Raw genomic sequence first — 19,770 nt, forward strand, 5'->3', positions numbered from 1 at the left:
CGCACCCGGTCATCCGGCACAACAACCCCGTCGTCCCGGCCGAAAACGTGCCGGGATGACGGGGGCGTTCGTCCGGGCTCGGGTTGTTCGGGCGGTGCTCAGTCCTTTACGAGAATTGCTCTGGTGTAAAGGAAGTCGAAGCCGCGGCGTTGCACGTTCTGTTGTGACTTGGAGGCGGGCTGGGTGGTCACCACGGCGATGTCGCAGCCCGCTGCTGCCGCTTCGGTGAGGCGGGCGGAGAGCAGGGCGGTTTGAATGCCGTGGCGGCGGTGCTCGGGAAGGGTTGCGGCACCGGTGAGTTGGGCTACGCCCTGTGAGATGCGCATGCTGGCCGCGCCCGCGACTTCGCCGTTGCGGATGGCGAGATAGCGGGTCACCCCCGCGGCGGAGGTGAGGTCGCGGACGGCGCGCGCGATGACGTCGCGCGGGAATTCCTCGTGGGAGGCGATGCCCTGGGTGTCGGGGGTGGCGAAGCCTTCGGCGACGGTGTCGATCCAGAGATCGAATTCGTCGTCGCCGCTGGGGCGGATGTCGACGCCGGTGGGGGTGATGCGCTCGGGTGCGGTTTTCAGCGGCAGGCCGAGGACGTTCTCGAAGTTGATGAGCCGGTATCCGCGCGCGGTGAGGAGTTCACCGAGGGCGGGGTCGGCGATGTGGGCGAGTTCTATCTGGACTGGGGCATCGCAGGCGGCGTAGCGCCGTTCGATCTCGTCGAGTTCTGCTTCGGTGGGGATGCCCGCGAATCCGAGTCCTGCCACTTTGTTGAGGGGTGAGTCCGGTTCGGTGAAAGAGGCGACGCCACCGGCGAGGGGGATGGTGAATCCACTCGAGGTCCGGGCGCGGGCGGCCGTGCTGCTGGTGGCGATGAGTTCGACCTCGACGCTCTCGACGCGCGCGCCGAGTGCGAGATCGCAGAACAAGGATTCCTTCTCACCCGTCATGCGTCGAGCGTAACGAGGATCGTAGGGTCGAAGGGTGGCTGAAGATCATCCGACCGGTCGTTCCGGCGGCCTCGTCGTCGGGTTCGACCTGGACATGACATTGATCGATTCGCGGCCTGGGATTGCCGCGGTCTGGGATGCGGTGGCGGCCGAGACCGGCGTGCCGATCGATTCCGCCCTCGTGGTGTCGCGCCTGGGTCCGCCGCTGGCGACGGAGGCCGCCGCGTGGTTCCCGCCGGACCGGGTGGACGAGGTGGTGGCGTTGTATCGGCGGCTCTATCCGGGCCTGGCCATCGAGCCGACCAGTCATTTGCCCGGCGTGGTCGATGCGATTGCCGCCGTGCACAAGGCGGGCGGCAAGGTGCTGGTCATCACGGCCAAGAACGGCCCGCACGCGCAATTGCACGTCGACCATCTCGGACTCGAGGTGGACGATCTGGTCGGTGGAGTGTGGGCCGAGGAGAAAGGCGCCGTGCTGCGTGAACACGGTGCTTCCATCTACGTGGGCGATCACCTGGGCGATGTGCGCGGTGCGAAATTCGCCGGCGCGACAGCCGTCGCGGTGACCACCGGACCGTATGCGGCGGAAGAGCTTTCGGCCGAGGGTGCGGATGTGGTGTTGCAGGAGCTCACCGAATTTCCGGCTTGGCTCGAAAACCATCTCGCCACAGCCTGACTCACTGCTGCGTTACGAGCGCCTCCGTCATTCTCTTTGCACCGCCGCACTGTCCGAACTCGGGGACGATGTACAGCGTTGCTGGACACCGGAAATGGTGTTCGTGCAGCAACACCGACATCCATGACCCGGTGCGGTCGGCGGCGTCGTACTCGTGGCTGTATCGGGTCCCCGCAGACCCTCGGTGAGCCGAGGGGTTCCCGCAGGTCACGGGCATATCTAGGGGAGTATCGAAAAAGTTCTAGATTTTTCCTCGAAAAGCTTCCGTGGGGTGCGTACCGGTCTGTAACGTGCCGAGGGCAAACCATCAGTGACTTCACTGATACACCTTGTGAGATCGGAGCACCACCATGGTCGACTTTGCCTCGGATGTCCTCGTGCAGACCATCCTGAAGCTGCTGTCGACTGGTTCGTCGAGCCTGTCGGCGAAGTAGTCACGCGATTGCCATCTTTCGGCTACTGCGCGGAAGCCGAAGTGGACCCGAAGGGCCCGACCCTGATGAAGGGGGTCGGGTCCTTTCGCATGTGCGGGTCACGCCAGGTCGGAAATTAAGTACTAAAAAATTCCTCCAAAAGTATTCCGTCCAGTTCGTCCGCTCTGTATCGTGTTGAACGGCAAACGATCAGTGACCTTCGGGTTAATGCGACATCGGGCGCCCGTCTCCCCCCAGACGAGCGTTCCGAACCCGGGGCGGTTCCCCTGCCAAAACCCGCCGCCCCGGGTGCGTTGCAATGATTCCAGGCACTGAGCCAACTTTCGGCAAACGCGCGGTATGCCGGAGGTGCAAACGAAGGGCCCGATCCATGACGAGGGGATCGGGCCCTTCGGTATTGTCTGGCGCAATGTCTCAGGAAACGAACGCGGGAAGAATGTACGCCGGGCAGCCCGTAGAAGACCGGCAGCGGCAGCGTCGTGCGCGTTTTCTGGAGTCCGGGCTGACGGTGTTCGCACGCGACGGATACGCCAACAGCTCCGTCGGCGCCATCTGCAAGGACGCCGGACTCTCCTCACGGCAGTTCTACGAAGAGTTCACCGGGCGCGAATCACTGCTCCTCGAACTCTACGAACAGATCGACCGTGAATCGCGGGATGCCGTGTCGGCCACCATCGCCGAACGCTCCGACGCCGCAGCCATCGACATCATCGACGCCGCCGTACGCGCCTACATCGAGTCCATCGGACGAGATCCGCGCAAGGCGCGCGTCGCCCTCGTGGAAGTCGTCGGCGCCGGGCCGAAGGTGGAGAAGTTCCGCCTGGAGCTGCGCCGCGCCTGGGGCGCACTACTCGCCAGCGCCGCGGAGGATGCCGCCATGCACGGCGAAATCCCGCCCGGCGACTACGAGATGCGGGTCCTGGCCATCATCGGCGCCGTCAACTACGTCGTGGACGCCTGGAGCGGGTCCGAACCGCGGCCGCCGCTGGACGATGTCATCAGCGTGCTGCGCCGCATCATCATGGGCGCGGTCAGCGCCTGAAATCAGCTGTCCTCCAACAGTCAGAGAATCTTCGTGCCCGCTCGCTGATGCGAGCGGGCACGAATAGTTGTGGGGGGCGAGGTTCGCGGCGCACGCGGCAGTAATGGGCGACAGCGCGTGGCGACGGTGCGCGCGTGGCGGTCAGGGGCGGCGGGGCACGCGTGCGGCGGCGGGTGGAGTCCGGCCGGGCGGGGTAGCGTGCGGCGCATGGAGACTGTGCCGATTCAGATGCCGGACGGCGCCACGGTGCCGGTGCGGTTGATTCCGGCCACGGGGGCGCATCGGCATCCGATCACGCCGGACGCGCCTCGGCCGGTCGTGGTGATCATGCCGGGGCTGGGGGTGCCGGGGGAGTTCTACTCGCTGTTCGGGAAGCCTCTCGCCGCACGCGGATTCGATGTGGCGCTGCTGGAGATGCGCGGCAATGGCGACAGCCGGCCCAAGCCGAGCCCCAAGAGTGCATACGGGTACCAGGAATTGGTGTCGGTGGATTTTCCGGCCATGTTCGAGGTGGTGCGGGAACGGTTTCCGCAGAGCACGCCGTACGTGTTGGGCCACAGTATGGGTGGGCAGCTCGGGGTCATGTACGCCTCGCGTATCCGGGGGCGGCTCGGCGGGCTCATACTCGTCGCGTCCGGCACCCCCTATCACGGCGGCTATCGCGGTTTGGCCGCACCGGCGTTCCTGTTCGGCAGCGCCGCAATCTCGTTGACCGCCAATCTCGCCGGATTCTGGCCGGGCGACAAGATCACGGCCGGTGGTTTCGGGCGGCAGTCGAAGGTGCTCATTTCCGATTGGGCGCGTCTGGCTCGCACCGGCCGGTTCGAACCCGCCGGAGCGGATATCGACTACGAGGAGCGCATCGCGCGGCTGAAACTGCCGGTCCTGTCGATCACCCTCGCCGGTGACGACCTGACCCCGCCCGGTTCGGCGCAGCACCTGCTCGACAAGCTGCCGAACGCCAAGATCACCACGTGGCACAACCCGCAGCGGCTCGGCCACAACGGTTGGATCAGCGACCCCGATTCCACCCTCGACTACGTCGAAAAGTGGCTCCGGGATCGCTGATTCGGGCTACGGCGTGGTGCGGTCGATCAGGGTTTGCGTGAAGAATTCGTAGATCAGCGCGGCCTGGAAGGCGGACTGTTTGTTGTCGGCTGCGCCGCCGTGGCCGCCTTCGATGTTCTCGTGGTACCAGACCGGGTGGCCCTGGGACTCCAGGAGCGCGGCCATCTTGCGGGCGTGGCCGGGGTGCACGCGGTCGTCGCGGGTGGACGTGGTGAGCAGGATGGGCGGGTATTGCGCTGTGGCGCTGGTGTTCTGGTACGGGGAGTACTTGGAGATGTAGTCCCACTCCTCCGGCTTGTCGGGGTCGCCGTACTCGGCGACCCAGGAAGCGCCCGCGAGCAGCAGGTGGTAGCGCTTCATGTCCAGCAGCGGCACCTGGCAGACGATCGCGCCGAACAGTTCCGGATAGCGGGTGAGCATGACGCCCATGAGCAGGCCGCCATTGCTGCCGCCGACCGCGCCGAGCTGATCCGCGGTGGTGATGCCGCGCGCGACCAGGTCCCGGGCGATGGCGGAGAAGTCCTCGTACACCTTGTGGCGGTTGGCCTTCTGCACGGCGGTGTGCCACTCGGGTCCGTATTCGCCGCCGCCGCGAATATTGGTCATGACCCAGGTGCCGCCCTGCTCCAGCCAGCCCATGCCGGACGCGCCGCTGTAGGCGGGCGTGCGGGACACCTCGAAACCGCCGTAGCCGGACATGATGGTGGGGCCGGGGGTGCCCTTGCGGTCGCGGTGGCGAATCACGAAGTAGGGCACCATGGTGCCGTCGTCGGAGCGGGCGAAGAACTGCTCGGTTTCCACGCCGGCGGCGTCGAAGAACTCCGGCTCCTGCTTGAGCAGCTCCGTCGCACCGCCCACCGAGCTGGACAGCAGTGTGGTGGGAGAGGTGAAACCGCTTGTGGTGAGCATGAATTCGTCACCGCCCTCGAGCGGATCCAGGTTCATGACGCTGGTGCTCGCCATGCGCGGGGCGTCGGCGAGGGGTTCGCGGGTCCAGCCGTCCGAGCCGGGGGTGAGCACGTGCAGGCCGGTCTGCACATCCTCGAGGGTGATGAGCAGCAGGTGGTTCTCGGTCCAGCCGTAGCCGTGCAGGGCGGTGTGCTCGTCCGGGGTGAACAGCACCTCGAAATCGCGTGCGCCGGTGAGGAATTCCTCGAAGTTCGCGGCCAGCAGCGCGCCCGCCGGATAGGTGTGGCCGTTCACCCCCCACGGGGACTTCAGGCGCACCAGCAGCCAGTCCTTGTACCAGGATTCGGAGGCGTCGGAGGGCACGTCGATCAGCCGCAGCGTGCCGTCCGCCTCCAGCAGGAACACCTCCTCATTGAAGAAGTCGGTGGCGCGGCCCACGAAATGCCGCTCGTAGCCGGGGGTTCGGTCGTAACCGGCCGACACCGCCACATCCGACAGCTCACCCTCGAACACGGTCTCCGCGTCGGTGAGCGGGGTTCCGCGCTTCCAGCGCTTGGCGATTCGCGGGTAGCCGGAATCGGTGAGCGAGCCGTCACCGAAATCCGTTCCGACATAGACGGTGTCGATATCGATCCAGCGAATCTCCGACTTGGCCTCCGGAAGATGGAAGCCGCCATCTGCTGGTTCGACGAAAGCCTTTGCCTCGATGTCGAATTCGCGCACCACCTTGGCGTCCGCGCCGCCGCGGGACAGTGAGATCAGTGCCCGCCGCTGCTCCGGCCGCAGCACCGCCGCGCCGCCCCACACCCAGTTCTCGTCCTCGGCGGCGGCCAGCGCGTCCACATCGATCAGCACCTCCCACGCCGGTTCGTCCTTGGCGTATTCGGCGAATGTGGTGCGCCGCCACAGGCCCTTGGGGTGTTCGGCGTCGCGCCAGAAGTTGTAGAGCCAGCGGCCGCGCCGGCCCGGATAGGCGATGCGGGTGTCGGTGTCGAGCATGGCGAGAATGCGTGATTCCAGGTCACCGAAGCGGTCGGAGGCGGCGAAACGCTCCACGACCACGTCATTGTGTGCGCGCGCCCAATCCAGGGCGCGGTCGCTGGTGACCTCTTCGAGCCAGAGGTAGGGATCCGTCACGCTCTCGTCAACGACGCTCATGCCCACATTGTTGCCGAACCTGTGCCGGGCGGGGGTGGCCGGTCGCGCCGCGCCGATGACCGGCCGTGCCCGCTCGCTTCCCGGGGCGTTCACGCGGCTCAGCCGAGGCGCACCAGCATCTTGCCGGTGTTCGCGCCCGACAGCACACCCAGGAAGGCGGCCGGAGCCTGAGCCAAGCCCTCGTACACGGTTTCGCGGGTGCGCAGCGCGCCGTCGGCCAGCCAGCCCGCCGCCTGGCCGAGGTACTCGCCGAAGGACCCGAGGTAGCTGGTGACGAGCATGCCGCGCAGGGTGACCTCCTTCGTTGCGGCCAGATACAGATCCGGTCCCGCCGCGGCGGTCCTGCCGTTGTATCCGCTGATCGCGCCGACGAGCGCGATACGCCCGCCCTGCCGGATCTGCTCGACGGCGACCCGCAGGTGGTCGCTGCCGACGCCGTCGAAACGGTGTTGTCGAGCGGGTCCACGGCATAGAGGGTAGTCAGGGGCGGTATCCGCACTGGTCAGTAGGATTGTCGAGTCGATGCCGCATCGCATGAGGAGGTTGTCGGTTGGCGCAGTCGGGTCGCCCCCGGATCTGGGAACAGCACTGCTGTTTGCCGCTGCTGCCGACCGCTGATATTCGTGAGCTGGCGCGTTATCCGGTCGGGTCCTACATGTCGGTCAATGTCGGGTACTCGCACGAATCCACTGCGGACTCGCTCGCGCTGCTGCACCGGTTCCGCCGGGATGCGTTGGCGGACGGTCGTTTTCACCTGGTGGAAAGGTATTCCGATATCGAGGTGGAGGGGCGCATCGCGTTGGCCTTCGATCTCGAGGACTCCGGCCCGCTCGGCGGCAACCTCGACAACGTCAAGATGTTCTACGACCTCGGCGTGCGCTCTCTGCTGCCGACCTACAACCATGCCAATCCGGCGGGTTGCGGGTGTCTGGACATCGACGACACCGGTCTCACCGGGTACGGGCGTGATCTGGTGCGGGAGTTGAATGCGGTGGGCATGTTCGCCGACGGCACGCACTGCTCCCCGCGCACGGGGCTGGACATCGCGGCCGTCACCAGCGTGCCGATGATCTACAGCCACTCGAATTTCGCTGCGCTGTGGGAACATCCGCGCAATATCAGCGACGATCAGGCGCGCGCGTGTGCCGAGACCGGCGGCGTCATCGGCATCAATGGGGTGGGAATCTTCTTGGGCCGCAACGGTGTAGATGAGCGCGCCGGACGCCTAGAGGCCATGGCCGATCACATTGTCTACGGGGCCGAGCTGGTGGGCATCGAGCACATCGGCGTCGGCTCGGACTTCTCCTTCGACGGCGATCAGTTCAATGCGGAGATCGCCGAGAATCCGGACACCTTCTCCGAGGATTACACGAAGTGGGGCCCACTGCAGTGGACCCCGCCCGAGGATCTGTTCGGCGACAATGAGATTCCTACCCTGGACGAGGTGCTCGCCCGGCGCGGATTCTCCGAGGCCGAGCGCGCCGCCGTCCTGCGCGGAAATTTCGCCCGCGTGGCCCGCGAGGTCTGGCGGGACTGAACCGGATCAATATTCGCGCGGCCCCGGGCCGGGCTGACCTGGCCACTGCTGTCCCTGCGGGAACGCGGGCGGGCCGCCCCAGCCGCCGGCCGCGCTCGCGGCCCGGCGCTTGCTGCCGCTGCGTTTCACGGCCACGGTGACCAGCACGCCGATGCCGAGGAAGAGCCCGATCAGGCCGAGGGCGAGCGCGCCCAGCACCGCGCCGACTATGCCGCCGCCCAGTCCGCTGCCGATGGCGACGGTCATGGTGGACGATCCCTCCGTGGTCACCTCATATGACCCGGATTGCTTTGCGGTGAAGGAGAATTCGGCTTCTCCGTCGTGCCCGCCGAAGGAGTAGGTGACCTTCGACGTGTAGGGCTCCAGGGTGACCTCGCTGCCGTCCGGGGCGGTGACGAGCACACTGCCGGAACCGCCGTCGGGTCCTTCGAGGTAGATGGTGTAGTCACCGGAGTCGAGCTGGACCGTGCTGGAGCCGGGCACGCTGACGCGCTGGAAGTCGTCGACCTTGTTGGCCAGGCCGACGAAGGCCGAGATGGCCAGCACCGCGCCGCCCACCACGCCGACGACGATGAGCAGCGCGCCCACCGCGAACCACCAGCCGGACGGGGTGATTCGCGGGGGCTGCTGAGCGGGCGGGATGCTGCCCGGCGGTTGTTGCACCATCGAATCCTCGACTCTCGGTGAGCAGTGCGTTCTTCGATGAGCGTAGGTCTGCGGGTGTGCGACCGCCGGGCAATTCGGGCGATCGAGACCGATCAGCCTCCGGTGACGATCTCCAGGCCGGCCTCCGACCAGTCCTGGATGCCGTCGCGGTACTTGCGGACATTGGTGTAGCCGAGCGCCTCGAGCTTGCTCGCCACGACCTGGCTGTTGCCGCAGGCGGCGTTCGAGCAGTAGGTCACGATCGCCGCCGACCGGTCCGGAAGCAGTTGCGCCGCTTTGGTTTCCACATCGTCCTCGACGAGTTCGAGGGCGCCGGGCAGGTGGGCCTTGGCGTAGTACTGGCCGCCGAGGGTGTCGAGCACGGTGACGGTGCCGGCGGCGATCTCCTTCGCCAGTTCTTCGCGGGTGATGAGTGCGGTCATGGGTTCCTCGCAATCTCCAGAACACACGAATTTGTGTGCGTGTGCACGCTACTACTTATGTGCGCGCGCACGCAACCCGCTAAGCTGGGGCCGTGCCGTCGAAGAAGTCCCCGAGTCGTCCCGCCGCCGGAGCGTGGTCCGCGCTGCTGCGGGTACATGCCACCCTCGTCCCGGAGCTCGACGCGGAATTGCGCAGAACCGTTGGGCTGCCGCTGAACTGGTACGACGTGCTGCTCGAACTCGACGGCGTGGACCGGCTGCGCATGAGCGATCTGGGGGAGCGGGTGGTGCTCAGCCGCACCCGGGTGAGCCGGCTCGTCACCGAACTCGAGGCGCACGGGCTGGTGCGCCGCGACGCCAATCCGGATGACGGGCGATCCGCGTTCGTCGCCATCACCGCGCAGGGGCGCGAACGGTTCCGGGAAGCCGCGCCGCGCTATATCGACGGCATCGAACGCCGTCTGGGCGCACGCCTGGAACCGGAAGAACTCGACGCGCTCGCCACCGCGCTGCACAAGCTGCTCGGCCCCACGGACCTCGGCACGGACCTGCGCCGCCGCTAGACTCGATCCGGTTGTTCCACCCTGCTCAGCTCCATCGGAATCGAGAGGGAAATCGGATGACTCAACTCGATCGCACCGTCCAGAAGTTCGTGGACGCGGTGAACTCCCACGATGTGGACGCCTTCTTCGAGACGCTCACCGCCGACGCCAGCATGTCCGACGACGGGGCGGAACGAAATCTCGCCCAGTGGACCGACTCGGAAATCTTCGCCACCAACGGGCACATGAAGGTCGAGTCCGTGGGCAGTCCCACCGAATTCGTCGCCGACTACTCCAATGATCGCTGGGGGTCCATGCGCACCGCCTGGCGGTTCACCGTGCGGGACGGTCTGATCAGCCGATTCGAGACCGGTCAGGCCTGATCTCACCGAGCGGGGGGATGGCTGCGTGCGTGATCCGAAACGGGGCTAGTCTCGAAGCCGTGACTTCCCACTACGATGTCGTCGTTCTCGGCGCTGGTCCCGGCGGTTACGTCGCCGCGATCCGTGCCGCTCAACTCGGCCTGCGAACAGCGATCGTCGAGCAGAAATACTGGGGTGGCGTGTGCCTGAACGTCGGGTGCATTCCGTCCAAGGCGCTGCTGCGTAACGCGGAATTGGCCCATATTTTCACCAAGGAAGCCAAGACGTTCGGTATTTCCGGGCAGGCGAGCTTCGACTTCGGTGCGGCGTTCGACCGCAGCCGCAAGGTGGCGGACGGCCGCGTCAAGGGCGTCCACTTCCTGATGAAGAAGAACAAGATCGACGAGTTCGACGGCAAGGGCACCTTCACCGGTCCCAAGTCGCTGTCGGTCGAGCTGACCAAGGGCGGCAGCGAGAACATCACGTTCGACAACGTGATCATCGCGACCGGCACCGTCACCAAGCTGCTGCCGGGCACCTCGCTGTCGGCCAATGTGGTGACCTACGAGGAGCAGATCCTCACCCGTGACCTGCCGGGCTCGATCCTCATCGTCGGCGCGGGCGCGATCGGCATGGAGTTCGGTTACGTGCTCAAGAACTACGGTGTGGACGTCCGCATCGTCGAGTTCCTGGATCGCGCGCTGCCGAACGAGGACGCCGATGTCTCCAAGGAGATCACCAAGGCGTACAAGAAGCTCGGCATCACCATCACCACCGGTGCGGCCGTGCAGTCCATCGACGACGACGGCTCCAAGGTCACCGTCGCCATCAAGGACAACAAGTCCGGCGCCATCGAGACGGTCACCGTCGACAAGGTGCTGCAGGCCGTCGGTTTCGCGCCGCGCGTGGAGGGCTACGGCCTGGAGAACACGGGCGTGCAGCTGACCGATCGCGGTGCCATCGCCATCGACGACTACATGAAGACCAATGTCGACGGCATCTACGCCATCGGTGACGTCACCGCCAAGCTGCAGCTCGCGCACGTGGCCGAGGCCATGGGCGTCGTCGCCGCGGAGACCATCGCCGGTGCGGAGACCCTCGCCCTGGGCGACTACCGCATGATGCCGCGCGCCACCTTCTGTCAGCCGCAGGTCGCCTCCTTCGGCCTCACCGAGGAGCAGGCCCGCGCCGAAGGCTACGACGTGAAGGTCGCCACCTTCCCGTTCACCGCCAACGGCAAGGCCCACGGCCTCGGCGACCCGAACGGCTTCGTCAAGCTCATCTCCGACGCCAAGTACGGCGAACTCATCGGCGGCCACCTCATCGGCCCCGACGTCTCGGAGCTGCTGCCCGAGCTGACCCTCGCCCAGAAGTGGGACCTCACGGTCAACGAGCTGGCCCGCAACGTCCACACCCACCCGACCCTGTCGGAAGCCTTGCAGGAAGCGATCCACGGCCTCGCCGGCCACATGATCAACTTCTGATAGCCTGGCCCCACGGACGGCCCGACACCGGCGAAACCGCCTGGTGCCGGGCCGTTTTCGGGCTATCTGGGGGAGTTCATCATGCCGGAAACCGATACTCCGACACCTGCACGGCGGCGACGCGGGCTGTGGCTGGTGGCGGGCATCGTGCTCGCGGTGGCGGCCGCGGCCGCCGCCGTGAACTTCGCGCGCGGGAAGTATGACGATCCCGTCGATTCGACCACCGGAGGCGGAGCGTCGGCCGTGACCGAAAACGGCGGCCGCACAACGATTCCGGTCGGCTATCGCGGGCCGGGGAACTGGGGCCTCATCCTGGATCCGGCCGCGCACACGCTGTACGTCCTGGACACGGTTTTCGAGGGCCGCAAAGCCAAGGGCGCAGTGGTGTCGATCGTGGATCTGACCGCGAACAAGGTTGCCGGAACCATTGCGCTGCCCGATCTTCCACGTGATATCGCACTGGATCCCGGCACCCGCACCCTCTACGCGGTCACTGGCGAATACGACAATCCCGATGCGGGAGCCGTCATCGTCGTGGACGTCGCGGCCAGGAAGATCACCGCCACCATTCCTACCGGCCAGAATGCGTGGAAGGTCGCCGTCGACGAAAAGAGCCACACCGCCTACATTCTCAACTGCGTCCGCAACTGCATCGATGACCCGAGCGCCGATCGACCGAGCACGCTGTCGGTGCTCCCGTCGGGCGCAACCACGGTGAACCCGCCGATCCCGTTCGGTGACTTCGCCACCGACTTCGCCCTGGACACGGACACCAACCGCGCTTACATCGTGAACGGTCATGCGCGGGTCGACGTATTCGATCTGGCCACGAGCGCCGTCGCCGCCTCGATTCCGCTGCCGTTGCCGAACTCCTACGCCTCCGAGATCCGCTTCGACCGCGCGACCAGAACCGCCTTCACGAGCAGCTGGCGATGGCCGGAGCTCACCTTGGTCGACGTCGACGCGACGACCAGCAGACAGCTCGACCGTGGTGGGGTGAACCATGAACAGTATTGCACTCCTTACGATTTCGACAATCACGCACTGGACGGCGCGGCGCACACCCTCTACATCTCCTGTGATGGGAAGGGGACGGTCACCGCATTCGATACCGAGACAGGCGCGGTGACGGACACAGTGCAGGTCGCCGATGCCTCCAGCCTCGCGGTGGACCCGAACAACCACACCCTCTACGTCTACGGCAACGGCGTGGTCACCGTCGTTCCTCGGGGAGGGGCGAAGTGAAAGCCACTGGTCTCGGGCCGGTTTCGCGGTTCCTGCTGAGTGCGCTGGCGGGCTGCCTGGCCACGCTGCTGATCGGGTCGGTCCTTTACTTCGTGGATGACGTCACCGTGAAAGTGATCGATCACCAGCGGATCTCGCGCCCCGCCGAATCCACCGTCACCTATGACGTGAACACTGTCGGGATCATCGAGTATCGGAGCGGGCTGTTCCGGCGGCACGTGAGTTACAAAGTATATGTGGGTTGTCAGCCAATGGATTTCGGTCATCTCTTCGAGATCGACAATGGTGACGTCCCGCCGGTGATCAGTGCGGCGATCTGGGAGCCCGATGGGGTGCGGGTGCGTCTCGATCCCCTGCATGAGCTGTATTTTCCGATTGAGAAGGAACACCAATTTTGTTGGCGCTGAGTGGTTCGCGAGTGCGGCCGGCAGTGGGGTTGGCTCTCGCGGTGGTTGCGGGCGTGAGCACGGCGTGTGGAAGTGCGGACGGTGAATCCGCAACCGGGACCGGTGTTTCGGCCACGACCGGGGGCGCGGGTGGCAGCGTCGGCCGCACCACGATTTCGATCGGGGACGCGGAGCGGGGCAGCGGACTGATGGTGCTGGATTCTCGAACACGGACCCTGTACGCCGTGGACAGTGTTCCCGCGCAGACGGGCACCGGGGGCAGGGAGAATGCCGTGCTCTCGATTGTGGATCTCGCTACCGAGACGGTCATCGCGTCCATTCCGCTTCCGGCTGTGCCGCGTGACATCGCGGTGGATTCGGCTGCGCACACCCTCTACGCCGTATCCAGTCCCGGCGGTTACGAACAGCTGGAATCGGGGACCGTCACCGTTGTCGACACCAACGCCAAGACCATCACCGCCACTATTCCCACGGGGAAGAACTCCTGGCAGGTCGAGGTCGACGAGAACACCCATACCGCTTACGTTTTGAATTGTGTGCGGAACTGCCTCGCCATGGATGTGTCGTCGGAGGAGCCCAGCACGCTGACAGTGATAGCTCCGGGTGACGTCGCGGCAGGCACTCCGGTACCGTTCGGCGACTATGCCAGCGGGTTCGTGCTGGATGCCGACCGGCAGCGTGCCTATGTCGCGACCGCTGCCAAGAGAATCGATGTGATCGATCTGGCCACCCTGGCCAAGGTTGCGGAAACACCGGTTCCGCACTGGGCTTCGGACATCTCCTTCGATCGCGCGGGTCGGACGTTGTTCACCGGATACTGGCGATGGAAAGAGCTCGATCTGATCGAGGTCGACACCTCGGCCGTCCGGTCCATCGATCGGCCAGGCTGCACTGATCCCTCGATGGTGCAGACCATGGACAGTTCGGCACACACCCTCTACGCCACGTGTCCTGCCGCCGACACGGTTGCCGTGATCGACACGAGGACCGGAGCGGTGACCGGCACCGTGAATATCCGCAGTCCCGAGGCGGTCGCCGTGGACCCGGATACGCACACCCTGTACGTATACGGCGCGGGTGAGGTCTCCGTCATCTCCCGTTGAACCGGCGGTGCAGGGCGTACACGCGATCGGTCAGTTCCGGGAACGGGCCTGCCACAGCGATATTCGGGGCAATCTGCTGGATCGGCAGCGGATTCACTGGTCCCGGGGCGACGCCGAACTCTGTGAGCCAGGCGGTGAGCTGGATGGTCGAGGCGGCATAGACGATGGGGCCGAGGCCGACCCAGGCGTGTGCGGCCGAGCACATGGGGCAGTGTTCGCCGGAGGTGTAGACCGTGGCCTTCGCGCGGTCTTCGGGGGCGAGATGCGCTGCGGCCCAGCGGGCCAACTCGAACTCGGGATGGCGGGTGTGGTCGCCGCCCGCCACGCGATTGCGATCCTCCGCGAGTACCGTTCCGTCCGCTGCCACCAGGATGGACCCGAACGGCTCGTCGCCCGCATCCAGTGCCTCGCTTGCCAATTCGATGCAGCGCTCCAGGTACCGCAGGTCGGTTGTGTCGGTCACGGGTCCTCCTTCGGCGATCTCGAGGGGGTTCGGAGGCGAAGCCCCTGAGAAGCCCCGAAGAGTTGGGTCAGTCCCGGTGGTAGGACTCTTGGGCGGCGCGGATCTTGCCGATATTGGATTCGAGCACGTCGATGAGGTCGTGCAGGTGGTAGGCGACCTGGGCGCCGAGGTCGGTGAGGGTGTATTCGACGTGCGGGGGGATGGAGGTCTGGACTTCGCGGTGGATCATGCCGTCGCGTTCCAGGGCCTGCAGGGTTTGGGAGAGCATGCGTTCGCTGATGCCGTCGACGCGGCGGCGCAGGGCGCTGAAGCGGTAGGGGCCTTCGCGGAGGGCGACCAGGGCGAGGACGCCCCAGCGGCTCGCGACATTGCCGAGGACCGGGCGGGACAGGCAGTTGCGGGCGAAGACGTCGGCCTCGAGGGTGGGGTCGGCACTGTCGGCGGCGAGGGCCTCGGGGTCGTCGGCCGGGTCGGGGCCCGGGACTTCGAGGGAGGAGTGCCGCGTGCTCATGACTTCCAGGGTATCCGTCCTTGTTGCAGTGGTGCGGGAATGGATGGTACTAACTAATAGTTAGTACATACCGAAGATGCAGTTCATTCCCTTACCTACCTGGAGGAAGTCATGACCGTCGCGGTTACCGGAGCCAGCGGACAGTTCGGCCGTCTCGCCGTCGAGGCGCTGTTGCGGGAGGGGGCCGACGTGGTGGCGGTCGTGCGTGACCCCGCCAAGGTGGCCGATCTCGCGGAGCGGGGCGTGCAGGTGCGGCAGGCGAGCTACGACGATCCGGAGGCCCTGGATCGCGCCTTCGCGGGTGTCGATCGGGTGCTGCTGGTGTCCGGCACCGAGTTCGGTCAGCGGGTTGCCCAGCACACCAATGTGATTCGGGCGGCCGAGCGCGCGGGCGTCGAGCTCCTCGCTTACACCAGCATCCCGAATGCCGAGCGCAATGAGCTCATCCTGGCCCAGGAGCACCGCGGCACCGAGGCGGTACTGGCCGAGTCGTCCGTCCCGAATGTGCTGCTGCGCAACAGCTGGTACTGGGAGAACTACCTCGGCGGCCTGCCGCACGCCGTCGAATCCGGCGTGCTGCACGGCGCGGCCGGAACCGGTCGGGTGGCGGGCGCGGCACGCGCCGACTACGCCGAGGCCGCCGCCAAGGTGCTGACCACCGACGGCCACGCCGGGCAGGTGTACGAACTGGGCGGTGACGAGCGCCTCACCTATGCCGAACTGGCGCAGGCCGTTTCGGAGGCCGCCGGCAAGCCGGTCCGCTACGAGAACCTGCCGCAGGCCGACTATGCCGCCGCCCTGGAGCAGGCCGGTCTGCCGTCCGGCTATGCGCAGGCCCTGGCCGACGCCGACAACGGCATCGCCGGCGGCATCCTCGACGTGACCAGCGGTCACCTGCAGAAGCTGCTGGGCCGTCCCGCGACCCCGGCCGTGGAGGTGTTCCGCGCAGCGCTCAACTGACCTGCGCGGAACCGGCGTCGCCGGCTGCCGCCGGTTCGTGTCCGGCCGGATGCGAAGCAGCGGCGGCCACGCGCGGACACGGTTCATCGCGACCGCATCTCGTCCGGGAGCTGCCCGGCGCTCCAGCGGGCATATGTCCGTTGTGGTTCGACGGTGATCACATCCACCACCCGAACCAGCTCCTCGGGGATCCTGCCCCCGAAGTGGGCGATACCGGGCACCACCACCGCCTCCGCGCCGACCCGCAGCACGACGTTGATCAGCCTGCGAATGGGATCGTCGGTGTTCTCGTTGAATACAACGGTTTTCGCGACGGTGTAGCCGAGACGTGCTGCCAAGCTCCGGTTTTGATGCTCGTCCCATTCCTTGCGCTGCCCGGAGACGTCCGCGCGCAGATAGCCGATGGCGGTACAGATTCCGAGCATCGTCAGCACCTCCGACCGGCGATGACGTAGGTTGGCCGCTCCTCGGCCGCCAACCTGGCCGTGATCTCGGCGACGCTGCGCCCGCGATGGTGACGCGCGGGCGTCGGCGAGTGGTTGGATACGGACAGTGCGATGACGATCACCAGTGCGGCGAGTGTGATCGCGAGGATGATTTCCACGTCGAGCGCCTCCAACTCCCCTGGAATGGGTGGAATGCATCCGACGCGGCTGTGGATCGAGACGCCGGGTTTACGAATGAGGTTCGGCCGCCAACGGATGCCCCTAGACAGTGGCCCGTGCCACAATGGCAGAGGGGCACAAACTGTGCCCCTACTGCAGGGGCACCCCTGGTTGGCTCGGAGACATCATGGTTCTCGATGACAACGAATTCGGACAACGGCTCCAGCGCCTTCGCACGCAGCGAGGCATGACCCGTCCTGTACTGGGGGATCTGGCCGGCCGTTCGGCAGGTTGGGTCAAGGGGCTCGAAACGGGCAGGCTCAAAATGCCTCGTGTGCCGATGCTCATCCGGCTTGCGGAGATCCTCGAGGTGCGCGATCTGACGCAGCTGACCGGCCCGCAGCCATTGCAGCGTTCGGCGTACGGCAAGGCAGTGCATCCGGCGCTGCCGAAAATCACTGAGGCGCTTGCGTCGTACCCGACCGAGCCGAGTAACGAAGACGCCGACCTGTCGCCGCGGGCTATCGCAGCGCGTACGCAACAAGCCTGGGCGTTGTGGCATGGCGCGGCTCGCCAGCGTTCGGCCATCGCGACCGTCTTGCCGGATCTGTTGCGCGACACGCGCGTTGCGGTTCGGCAGCTGGACGGTACGGATCGCCGGAAGGCGCTCGTCATGCTGGCGCAGGTATATCACCTCACGCAGTTGTATTTGTCGTTCCAGCCGCCCGCCGCGCTCGTGCTGCTATCCGGTGATCGCGCGATGACCGCCGCGCAGGATGCTGACAACCCGTACGCGATGGCTGCCGCCGCGTGGTACGTGAACCACGTCTACCGCGACGCAGGCGAAGAACACGAGGCTCGCGTCGAACTGGCCCGGCAGATATCCGGACTTCTCAGCCCCGACAAGGGCGGCGACGACCTTGCGTTCTGGGGCGTGCTGCGGCTGGCCATGGCGCTGTCATACGCGAAGGTCGGTCGAGAGGGTGACGCACTGCGATACTGGGATGAGGCCGACCGAGCCGTTAAAGCGCTGGGCGACAACTACGTTCACCCGTGGCTCATGTTCGGCCGCTCCATGGTCGACGCTTACATGATCACCATTCAGGCCGACCTCATGCACAGTGGGTATGCGATCCGCCAGGCCGCGAAGGTCGACCTGAGCAAGATGCCCTCGGCCACACGACGCAGCTTCCACATGGCCGAAACCGCGCGAGCTCACTTCATGCGCGATGAAGCGCTGGCAACGGTGGCCATGCTGACCAAGGCGAATGGCGAATCGCCCGACACGCTCGGTTTCTCGCTGTTCGCGCAAACGGCGGTGCCCGACTTGGTCGAGAACGGCGGCGCAACGGTGCGGGCCGAAGCCGAGCGGCTCGCGTCGGCACTCGGTCTCGACGGGTGACCTCGGCCCCGACCATCTGACCGTGATGCGTTGTGCCGCTATCGTTTCCGTGGGCGGCCGAGAGCAACATGAGAACGCGGCGCGTGCCCTTTCGCCTATCAGGGTGCCGCAATGGTTGTCGCAATAGGGCTGCAGGAGCGGCGAGGGCGCATTAATCGCGGGATTGCTCGGCGGCGCGGGTGCGCAGGAGTGATTGCTCGGTGGTGTTGGCGGTGAGGTCGGCGGCGCGCTGGAAGGCGTCGCGGGCTTCGTCGTAGCGGTGCAGGCGGGACAGGAGGTCGCCTCGTACCGCGTGCAGCAGGTGGTAATTCGTGAGTTCGCCGGTGGCGGTTACGGCGTCGGCGAGGTCGAGGCCGGCGGCGGGGCCGTGCACCATGGCGACGGCTACGGCGCGGTTCAGGTCCACGATCGGGGACGGGAAGCGTTGGGCCAGTACGGCGTACAGGCCGGCTATGCGGCGCCAGTCGGTGTCGGCGGCGGTCGGGGCCATGGCGTGTGCGGCGGCGATGGCGGCTTGCAGGGTGTAGCGGCCGGGTGGATGACCCTGGGCGCGGGCCACCGAGTGTGCTCGCGCCAGCGCGGCGTAGCCGCGGCGGATGTAGAGGCGGTTCCAGCGGGTGCGGTCCTGATCTGGCAGCAGGACAAGGGAATTGCCGGTGTCGGTGCGGGCGGAAAGGCGGGACGCCTGTAATTCCAGCAGCGCAGCGAGGCCGTGCGCTTCGGCCTGATCCGGGAGCAGCGCTGCCAGAATGCGCGCCAATCGCAGTGCGTCTTCGCATAGTTCGTCGCGCGCCCACCGGTCGCCGGAGGTCGCGGAATACCCCTCGTTGAAAATCAGGTAGATGACCTCCAGCACCGAGTCCAGGCGTTCGGTCAATTCCGGGCCGTGCGGCACCTCGTAGGGGATCCGCTTGGCGGCGATGGTGCGTTTGGCACGGACGATGCGTTGCGCCACCGTCGATTCCGCGACGAGGTAGGCGCGGGCGATCTCGGGGGTGGTCAGGCCGCCCACCATGCGCAGGGTGAGTGCCGCCCGTGCGGCGGGACTCAGTACGGGGTGGCACGCGGTGAAGATCATGCGCAGGAGATCGTCTTCGATCTCGTCCGCGCCCGTCTCCACCGTCGCCGTCTCGTCGTCGATCAGCAGTTGGTGTCCGAGCAGCGGCAGTTTGCGGGCGAAGGTGGCGTCGCGCCGAATCCGGTCCACCGCACGGTGTTTGGCGGTGAGCATGAGCCAGCCGCCCGGATTGGGCGGGACGCCGTCGCGTGGCCACTGTTCCAGCGCGGCGACGTGCGCGTCCTGCGCCAGTTCCTCGGCCGCGCCGATATCGCCGGTGAGCCGGGTCAATCCGGCGACCAGCCGCGGCCACTCGATGCGCCAGGCCGCTTCGACGGCCCGGCGTGCCGAATCCTCGTGTGACCGCGGCGGATTCACGTCCGGATCAGTCCTGGTGGTCGAGTTGCCGGAGCTCGAGTTCCACATCCCAGGACGGATCGTGCAGGCGCAGGAAGCGGCTCGACCATTCCGTGGCCTCCTCGGTGGATCGGGTCTGCAGCAGCAGGTATCCGCCGATGATCTCCTTGGTCTCGGTGAACGGCCCGTCGACGACGGCCGCTGAACCGTCGGGTCGCTGCCGGAGGCGGGTGGCCTCCTCGATGGGGCGCAGGCCGTTGGTGTCGAGCAGGACGCCGGCCTTGGTCATCTCCTCGAGCAGGGCGGTGATCTCCGAGACCATGTCCGCGTCGGGGCCGCCCTCGGGAATCGTGGTGGGGTCGAGGCGGATCAGCACCATGTGTCGCATCGGTCTTCCTTTCGGTCGAATTCGCGGGCCG

General features: G+C 66.5%; 23 protein-coding genes. 12 read left to right on the forward strand and 11 right to left on the reverse strand.

Annotation, left to right across the window (positions count from 1 at the left end; all coding sequences use genetic code 11):
• Window positions 1–98: 98 nt before the first annotated feature.
• Complete coding sequence (locus tag H0264_RS07690) at window positions 99–920, reverse strand: GNAT family N-acetyltransferase (RefSeq protein WP_181585354.1); 822 nt, start codon at window positions 918–920, stop codon at window positions 99–101.
• 55 nt (window positions 921–975) lie between these two features.
• Between H0264_RS07690 and H0264_RS07695 the strand changes: the two genes are divergently transcribed.
• The 3 genes from H0264_RS07695 to H0264_RS07705 all read left to right on the forward strand — a co-directional run bounded on the left by H0264_RS07695 (window position 976) and on the right by H0264_RS07705 (window position 4,161).
• Entirely contained in the window at window positions 976–1,617 is a 642-nt protein-coding gene (locus H0264_RS07695; protein ID WP_231083598.1) for an HAD family hydrolase, read from the forward strand.
• A gap of 843 nt (window positions 1,618–2,460) precedes the next feature.
• The gene (locus H0264_RS07700) at window positions 2,461–3,093 is read left to right on the forward strand and encodes a TetR/AcrR family transcriptional regulator (RefSeq protein WP_231083597.1); all 633 of its coding nucleotides are present in this window, start codon (window positions 2,461–2,463) and stop codon (window positions 3,091–3,093) included.
• 207 nt (window positions 3,094–3,300) lie between these two features.
• Window positions 3,301–4,161 (forward strand): alpha/beta hydrolase family protein, encoded by an 861-nt coding sequence (locus H0264_RS07705; RefSeq protein WP_181583325.1) that lies wholly within the window; start codon window positions 3,301–3,303, stop codon window positions 4,159–4,161.
• 6 nt (window positions 4,162–4,167) lie between these two features.
• Here H0264_RS07705 and H0264_RS07710 read toward each other — a convergent pair whose 3' ends face one another.
• Window positions 4,168–6,228: a prolyl oligopeptidase family serine peptidase gene (locus tag H0264_RS07710; protein ID WP_181585357.1), complete on the reverse strand. Its 2,061-nt coding sequence runs from the start codon at window positions 6,226–6,228 to the stop codon at window positions 4,168–4,170.
• A gap of 98 nt (window positions 6,229–6,326) precedes the next feature.
• Window positions 6,327–6,764 (reverse strand): zinc-binding dehydrogenase, encoded by a 438-nt coding sequence (locus H0264_RS07715; RefSeq protein WP_244976129.1) that lies wholly within the window; start codon window positions 6,762–6,764, stop codon window positions 6,327–6,329.
• 14 nt (window positions 6,765–6,778) lie between these two features.
• Here H0264_RS07715 and H0264_RS07720 point away from each other — a divergent pair, with 14 nt between their 5' ends.
• Window positions 6,779–7,765 (forward strand): dipeptidase, encoded by a 987-nt coding sequence (locus H0264_RS07720; RefSeq protein WP_231083595.1) that lies wholly within the window; start codon window positions 6,779–6,781, stop codon window positions 7,763–7,765.
• A 6-nt stretch (window positions 7,766–7,771) separates the two neighbouring features.
• Here H0264_RS07720 and H0264_RS07725 read toward each other — a convergent pair whose 3' ends face one another.
• Window positions 7,772–8,431, reverse strand: coding sequence for a hypothetical protein (locus H0264_RS07725; protein ID WP_181583326.1), 660 nt, complete (start codon window positions 8,429–8,431; stop codon window positions 7,772–7,774).
• A gap of 92 nt (window positions 8,432–8,523) precedes the next feature.
• Window positions 8,524–8,853, reverse strand: coding sequence for a rhodanese-like domain-containing protein (locus H0264_RS07730; RefSeq protein WP_181583327.1), 330 nt, complete (start codon window positions 8,851–8,853; stop codon window positions 8,524–8,526).
• 92 nt (window positions 8,854–8,945) lie between these two features.
• On the opposite strand from H0264_RS07730, the gene H0264_RS07735 reads away from it, so the two are divergent.
• The 6 genes from H0264_RS07735 to H0264_RS07760 all read left to right on the forward strand — a co-directional run bounded on the left by H0264_RS07735 (window position 8,946) and on the right by H0264_RS07760 (window position 13,996).
• Window positions 8,946–9,416, forward strand: coding sequence for a MarR family winged helix-turn-helix transcriptional regulator (locus tag H0264_RS07735; RefSeq protein ID WP_181583328.1), 471 nt, complete (start codon window positions 8,946–8,948; stop codon window positions 9,414–9,416).
• 56 nt (window positions 9,417–9,472) lie between these two features.
• The gene (locus H0264_RS07740; protein WP_181583329.1) at window positions 9,473–9,778 is read left to right on the forward strand and encodes a nuclear transport factor 2-like protein; all 306 of its coding nucleotides are present in this window, start codon (window positions 9,473–9,475) and stop codon (window positions 9,776–9,778) included.
• Between the two features lie 59 nt (window positions 9,779–9,837).
• Window positions 9,838–11,241 (forward strand): dihydrolipoyl dehydrogenase, encoded by a 1,404-nt coding sequence (gene lpdA, locus H0264_RS07745; RefSeq protein WP_181583330.1) that lies wholly within the window; start codon window positions 9,838–9,840, stop codon window positions 11,239–11,241.
• 81 nt (window positions 11,242–11,322) lie between these two features.
• Window positions 11,323–12,486 (forward strand): YncE family protein, encoded by a 1,164-nt coding sequence (locus H0264_RS07750; protein ID WP_181583331.1) that lies wholly within the window; start codon window positions 11,323–11,325, stop codon window positions 12,484–12,486.
• A complete protein-coding gene (locus H0264_RS07755; RefSeq protein ID WP_181583332.1) occupies window positions 12,483–12,893 on the forward strand; it encodes a hypothetical protein in 411 nt (136 codons plus the stop codon). Before H0264_RS07750 ends, H0264_RS07755 begins: the two co-directional genes overlap by 4 nt.
• Before the next feature lie 53 nt (window positions 12,894–12,946).
• On the forward strand, window positions 12,947–13,996 hold the full coding sequence (locus H0264_RS07760) for a YncE family protein (protein ID WP_181583333.1): 1,050 nt from the start codon (window positions 12,947–12,949) through the stop codon (window positions 13,994–13,996).
• On the opposite strand, the gene H0264_RS07765 is transcribed toward H0264_RS07760, so the two are convergent.
• Both H0264_RS07765 and H0264_RS07770 read right to left on the reverse strand, forming a co-directional pair.
• Window positions 13,983–14,459, reverse strand: a complete 477-nt coding sequence (locus H0264_RS07765) for a nucleoside deaminase (protein ID WP_181583334.1) — start codon at window positions 14,457–14,459, stop codon at window positions 13,983–13,985. The two genes, H0264_RS07760 and H0264_RS07765, sit on opposite strands and share 14 nt — an antisense overlap.
• Before the next feature lie 67 nt (window positions 14,460–14,526).
• Window positions 14,527–14,970 (reverse strand): winged helix-turn-helix transcriptional regulator, encoded by a 444-nt coding sequence (locus H0264_RS07770; protein ID WP_181583335.1) that lies wholly within the window; start codon window positions 14,968–14,970, stop codon window positions 14,527–14,529.
• A gap of 111 nt (window positions 14,971–15,081) precedes the next feature.
• On the opposite strand from H0264_RS07770, the gene H0264_RS07775 reads away from it, so the two are divergent.
• Window positions 15,082–15,930, forward strand: coding sequence for an SDR family oxidoreductase (locus tag H0264_RS07775; RefSeq protein ID WP_181583336.1), 849 nt, complete (start codon window positions 15,082–15,084; stop codon window positions 15,928–15,930).
• Between the two features lie 83 nt (window positions 15,931–16,013).
• Here the strand turns inward: H0264_RS07775 and H0264_RS07780 are convergent, their stop codons facing one another.
• Window positions 16,014–16,355, reverse strand: a complete 342-nt coding sequence (locus H0264_RS07780) for a hypothetical protein (RefSeq protein ID WP_181583337.1) — start codon at window positions 16,353–16,355, stop codon at window positions 16,014–16,016.
• Between the two features lie 2 nt (window positions 16,356–16,357).
• Window positions 16,358–16,534, reverse strand: coding sequence for a hypothetical protein (locus H0264_RS07785; RefSeq protein ID WP_181583338.1), 177 nt, complete (start codon window positions 16,532–16,534; stop codon window positions 16,358–16,360).
• 188 nt (window positions 16,535–16,722) lie between these two features.
• On the opposite strand from H0264_RS07785, the gene H0264_RS07790 reads away from it, so the two are divergent.
• Window positions 16,723–17,937: a helix-turn-helix domain-containing protein gene (locus tag H0264_RS07790; RefSeq protein ID WP_181583339.1), complete on the forward strand. Its 1,215-nt coding sequence runs from the start codon at window positions 16,723–16,725 to the stop codon at window positions 17,935–17,937.
• 151 nt (window positions 17,938–18,088) lie between these two features.
• On the opposite strand, the gene H0264_RS07795 is transcribed toward H0264_RS07790, so the two are convergent.
• Window positions 18,089–19,372 carry an RNA polymerase sigma factor gene (locus H0264_RS07795; protein WP_244976130.1) on the reverse strand — a complete coding sequence of 428 codons (1,284 nt, stop codon included), beginning with the start codon at window positions 19,370–19,372 and terminating at the stop codon, window positions 18,089–18,091.
• A 7-nt stretch (window positions 19,373–19,379) separates the two neighbouring features.
• Window positions 19,380–19,739 carry a YciI family protein gene (locus H0264_RS07800; RefSeq protein WP_181583341.1) on the reverse strand — a complete coding sequence of 120 codons (360 nt, stop codon included), beginning with the start codon at window positions 19,737–19,739 and terminating at the stop codon, window positions 19,380–19,382.
• Between the last annotated feature and the right edge of the window lie 31 nt (window positions 19,740–19,770).

The organism is Nocardia huaxiensis (assembly GCF_013744875.1).
GTDB lineage: Bacteria > Actinomycetota > Actinomycetes > Mycobacteriales > Mycobacteriaceae > Nocardia > Nocardia huaxiensis.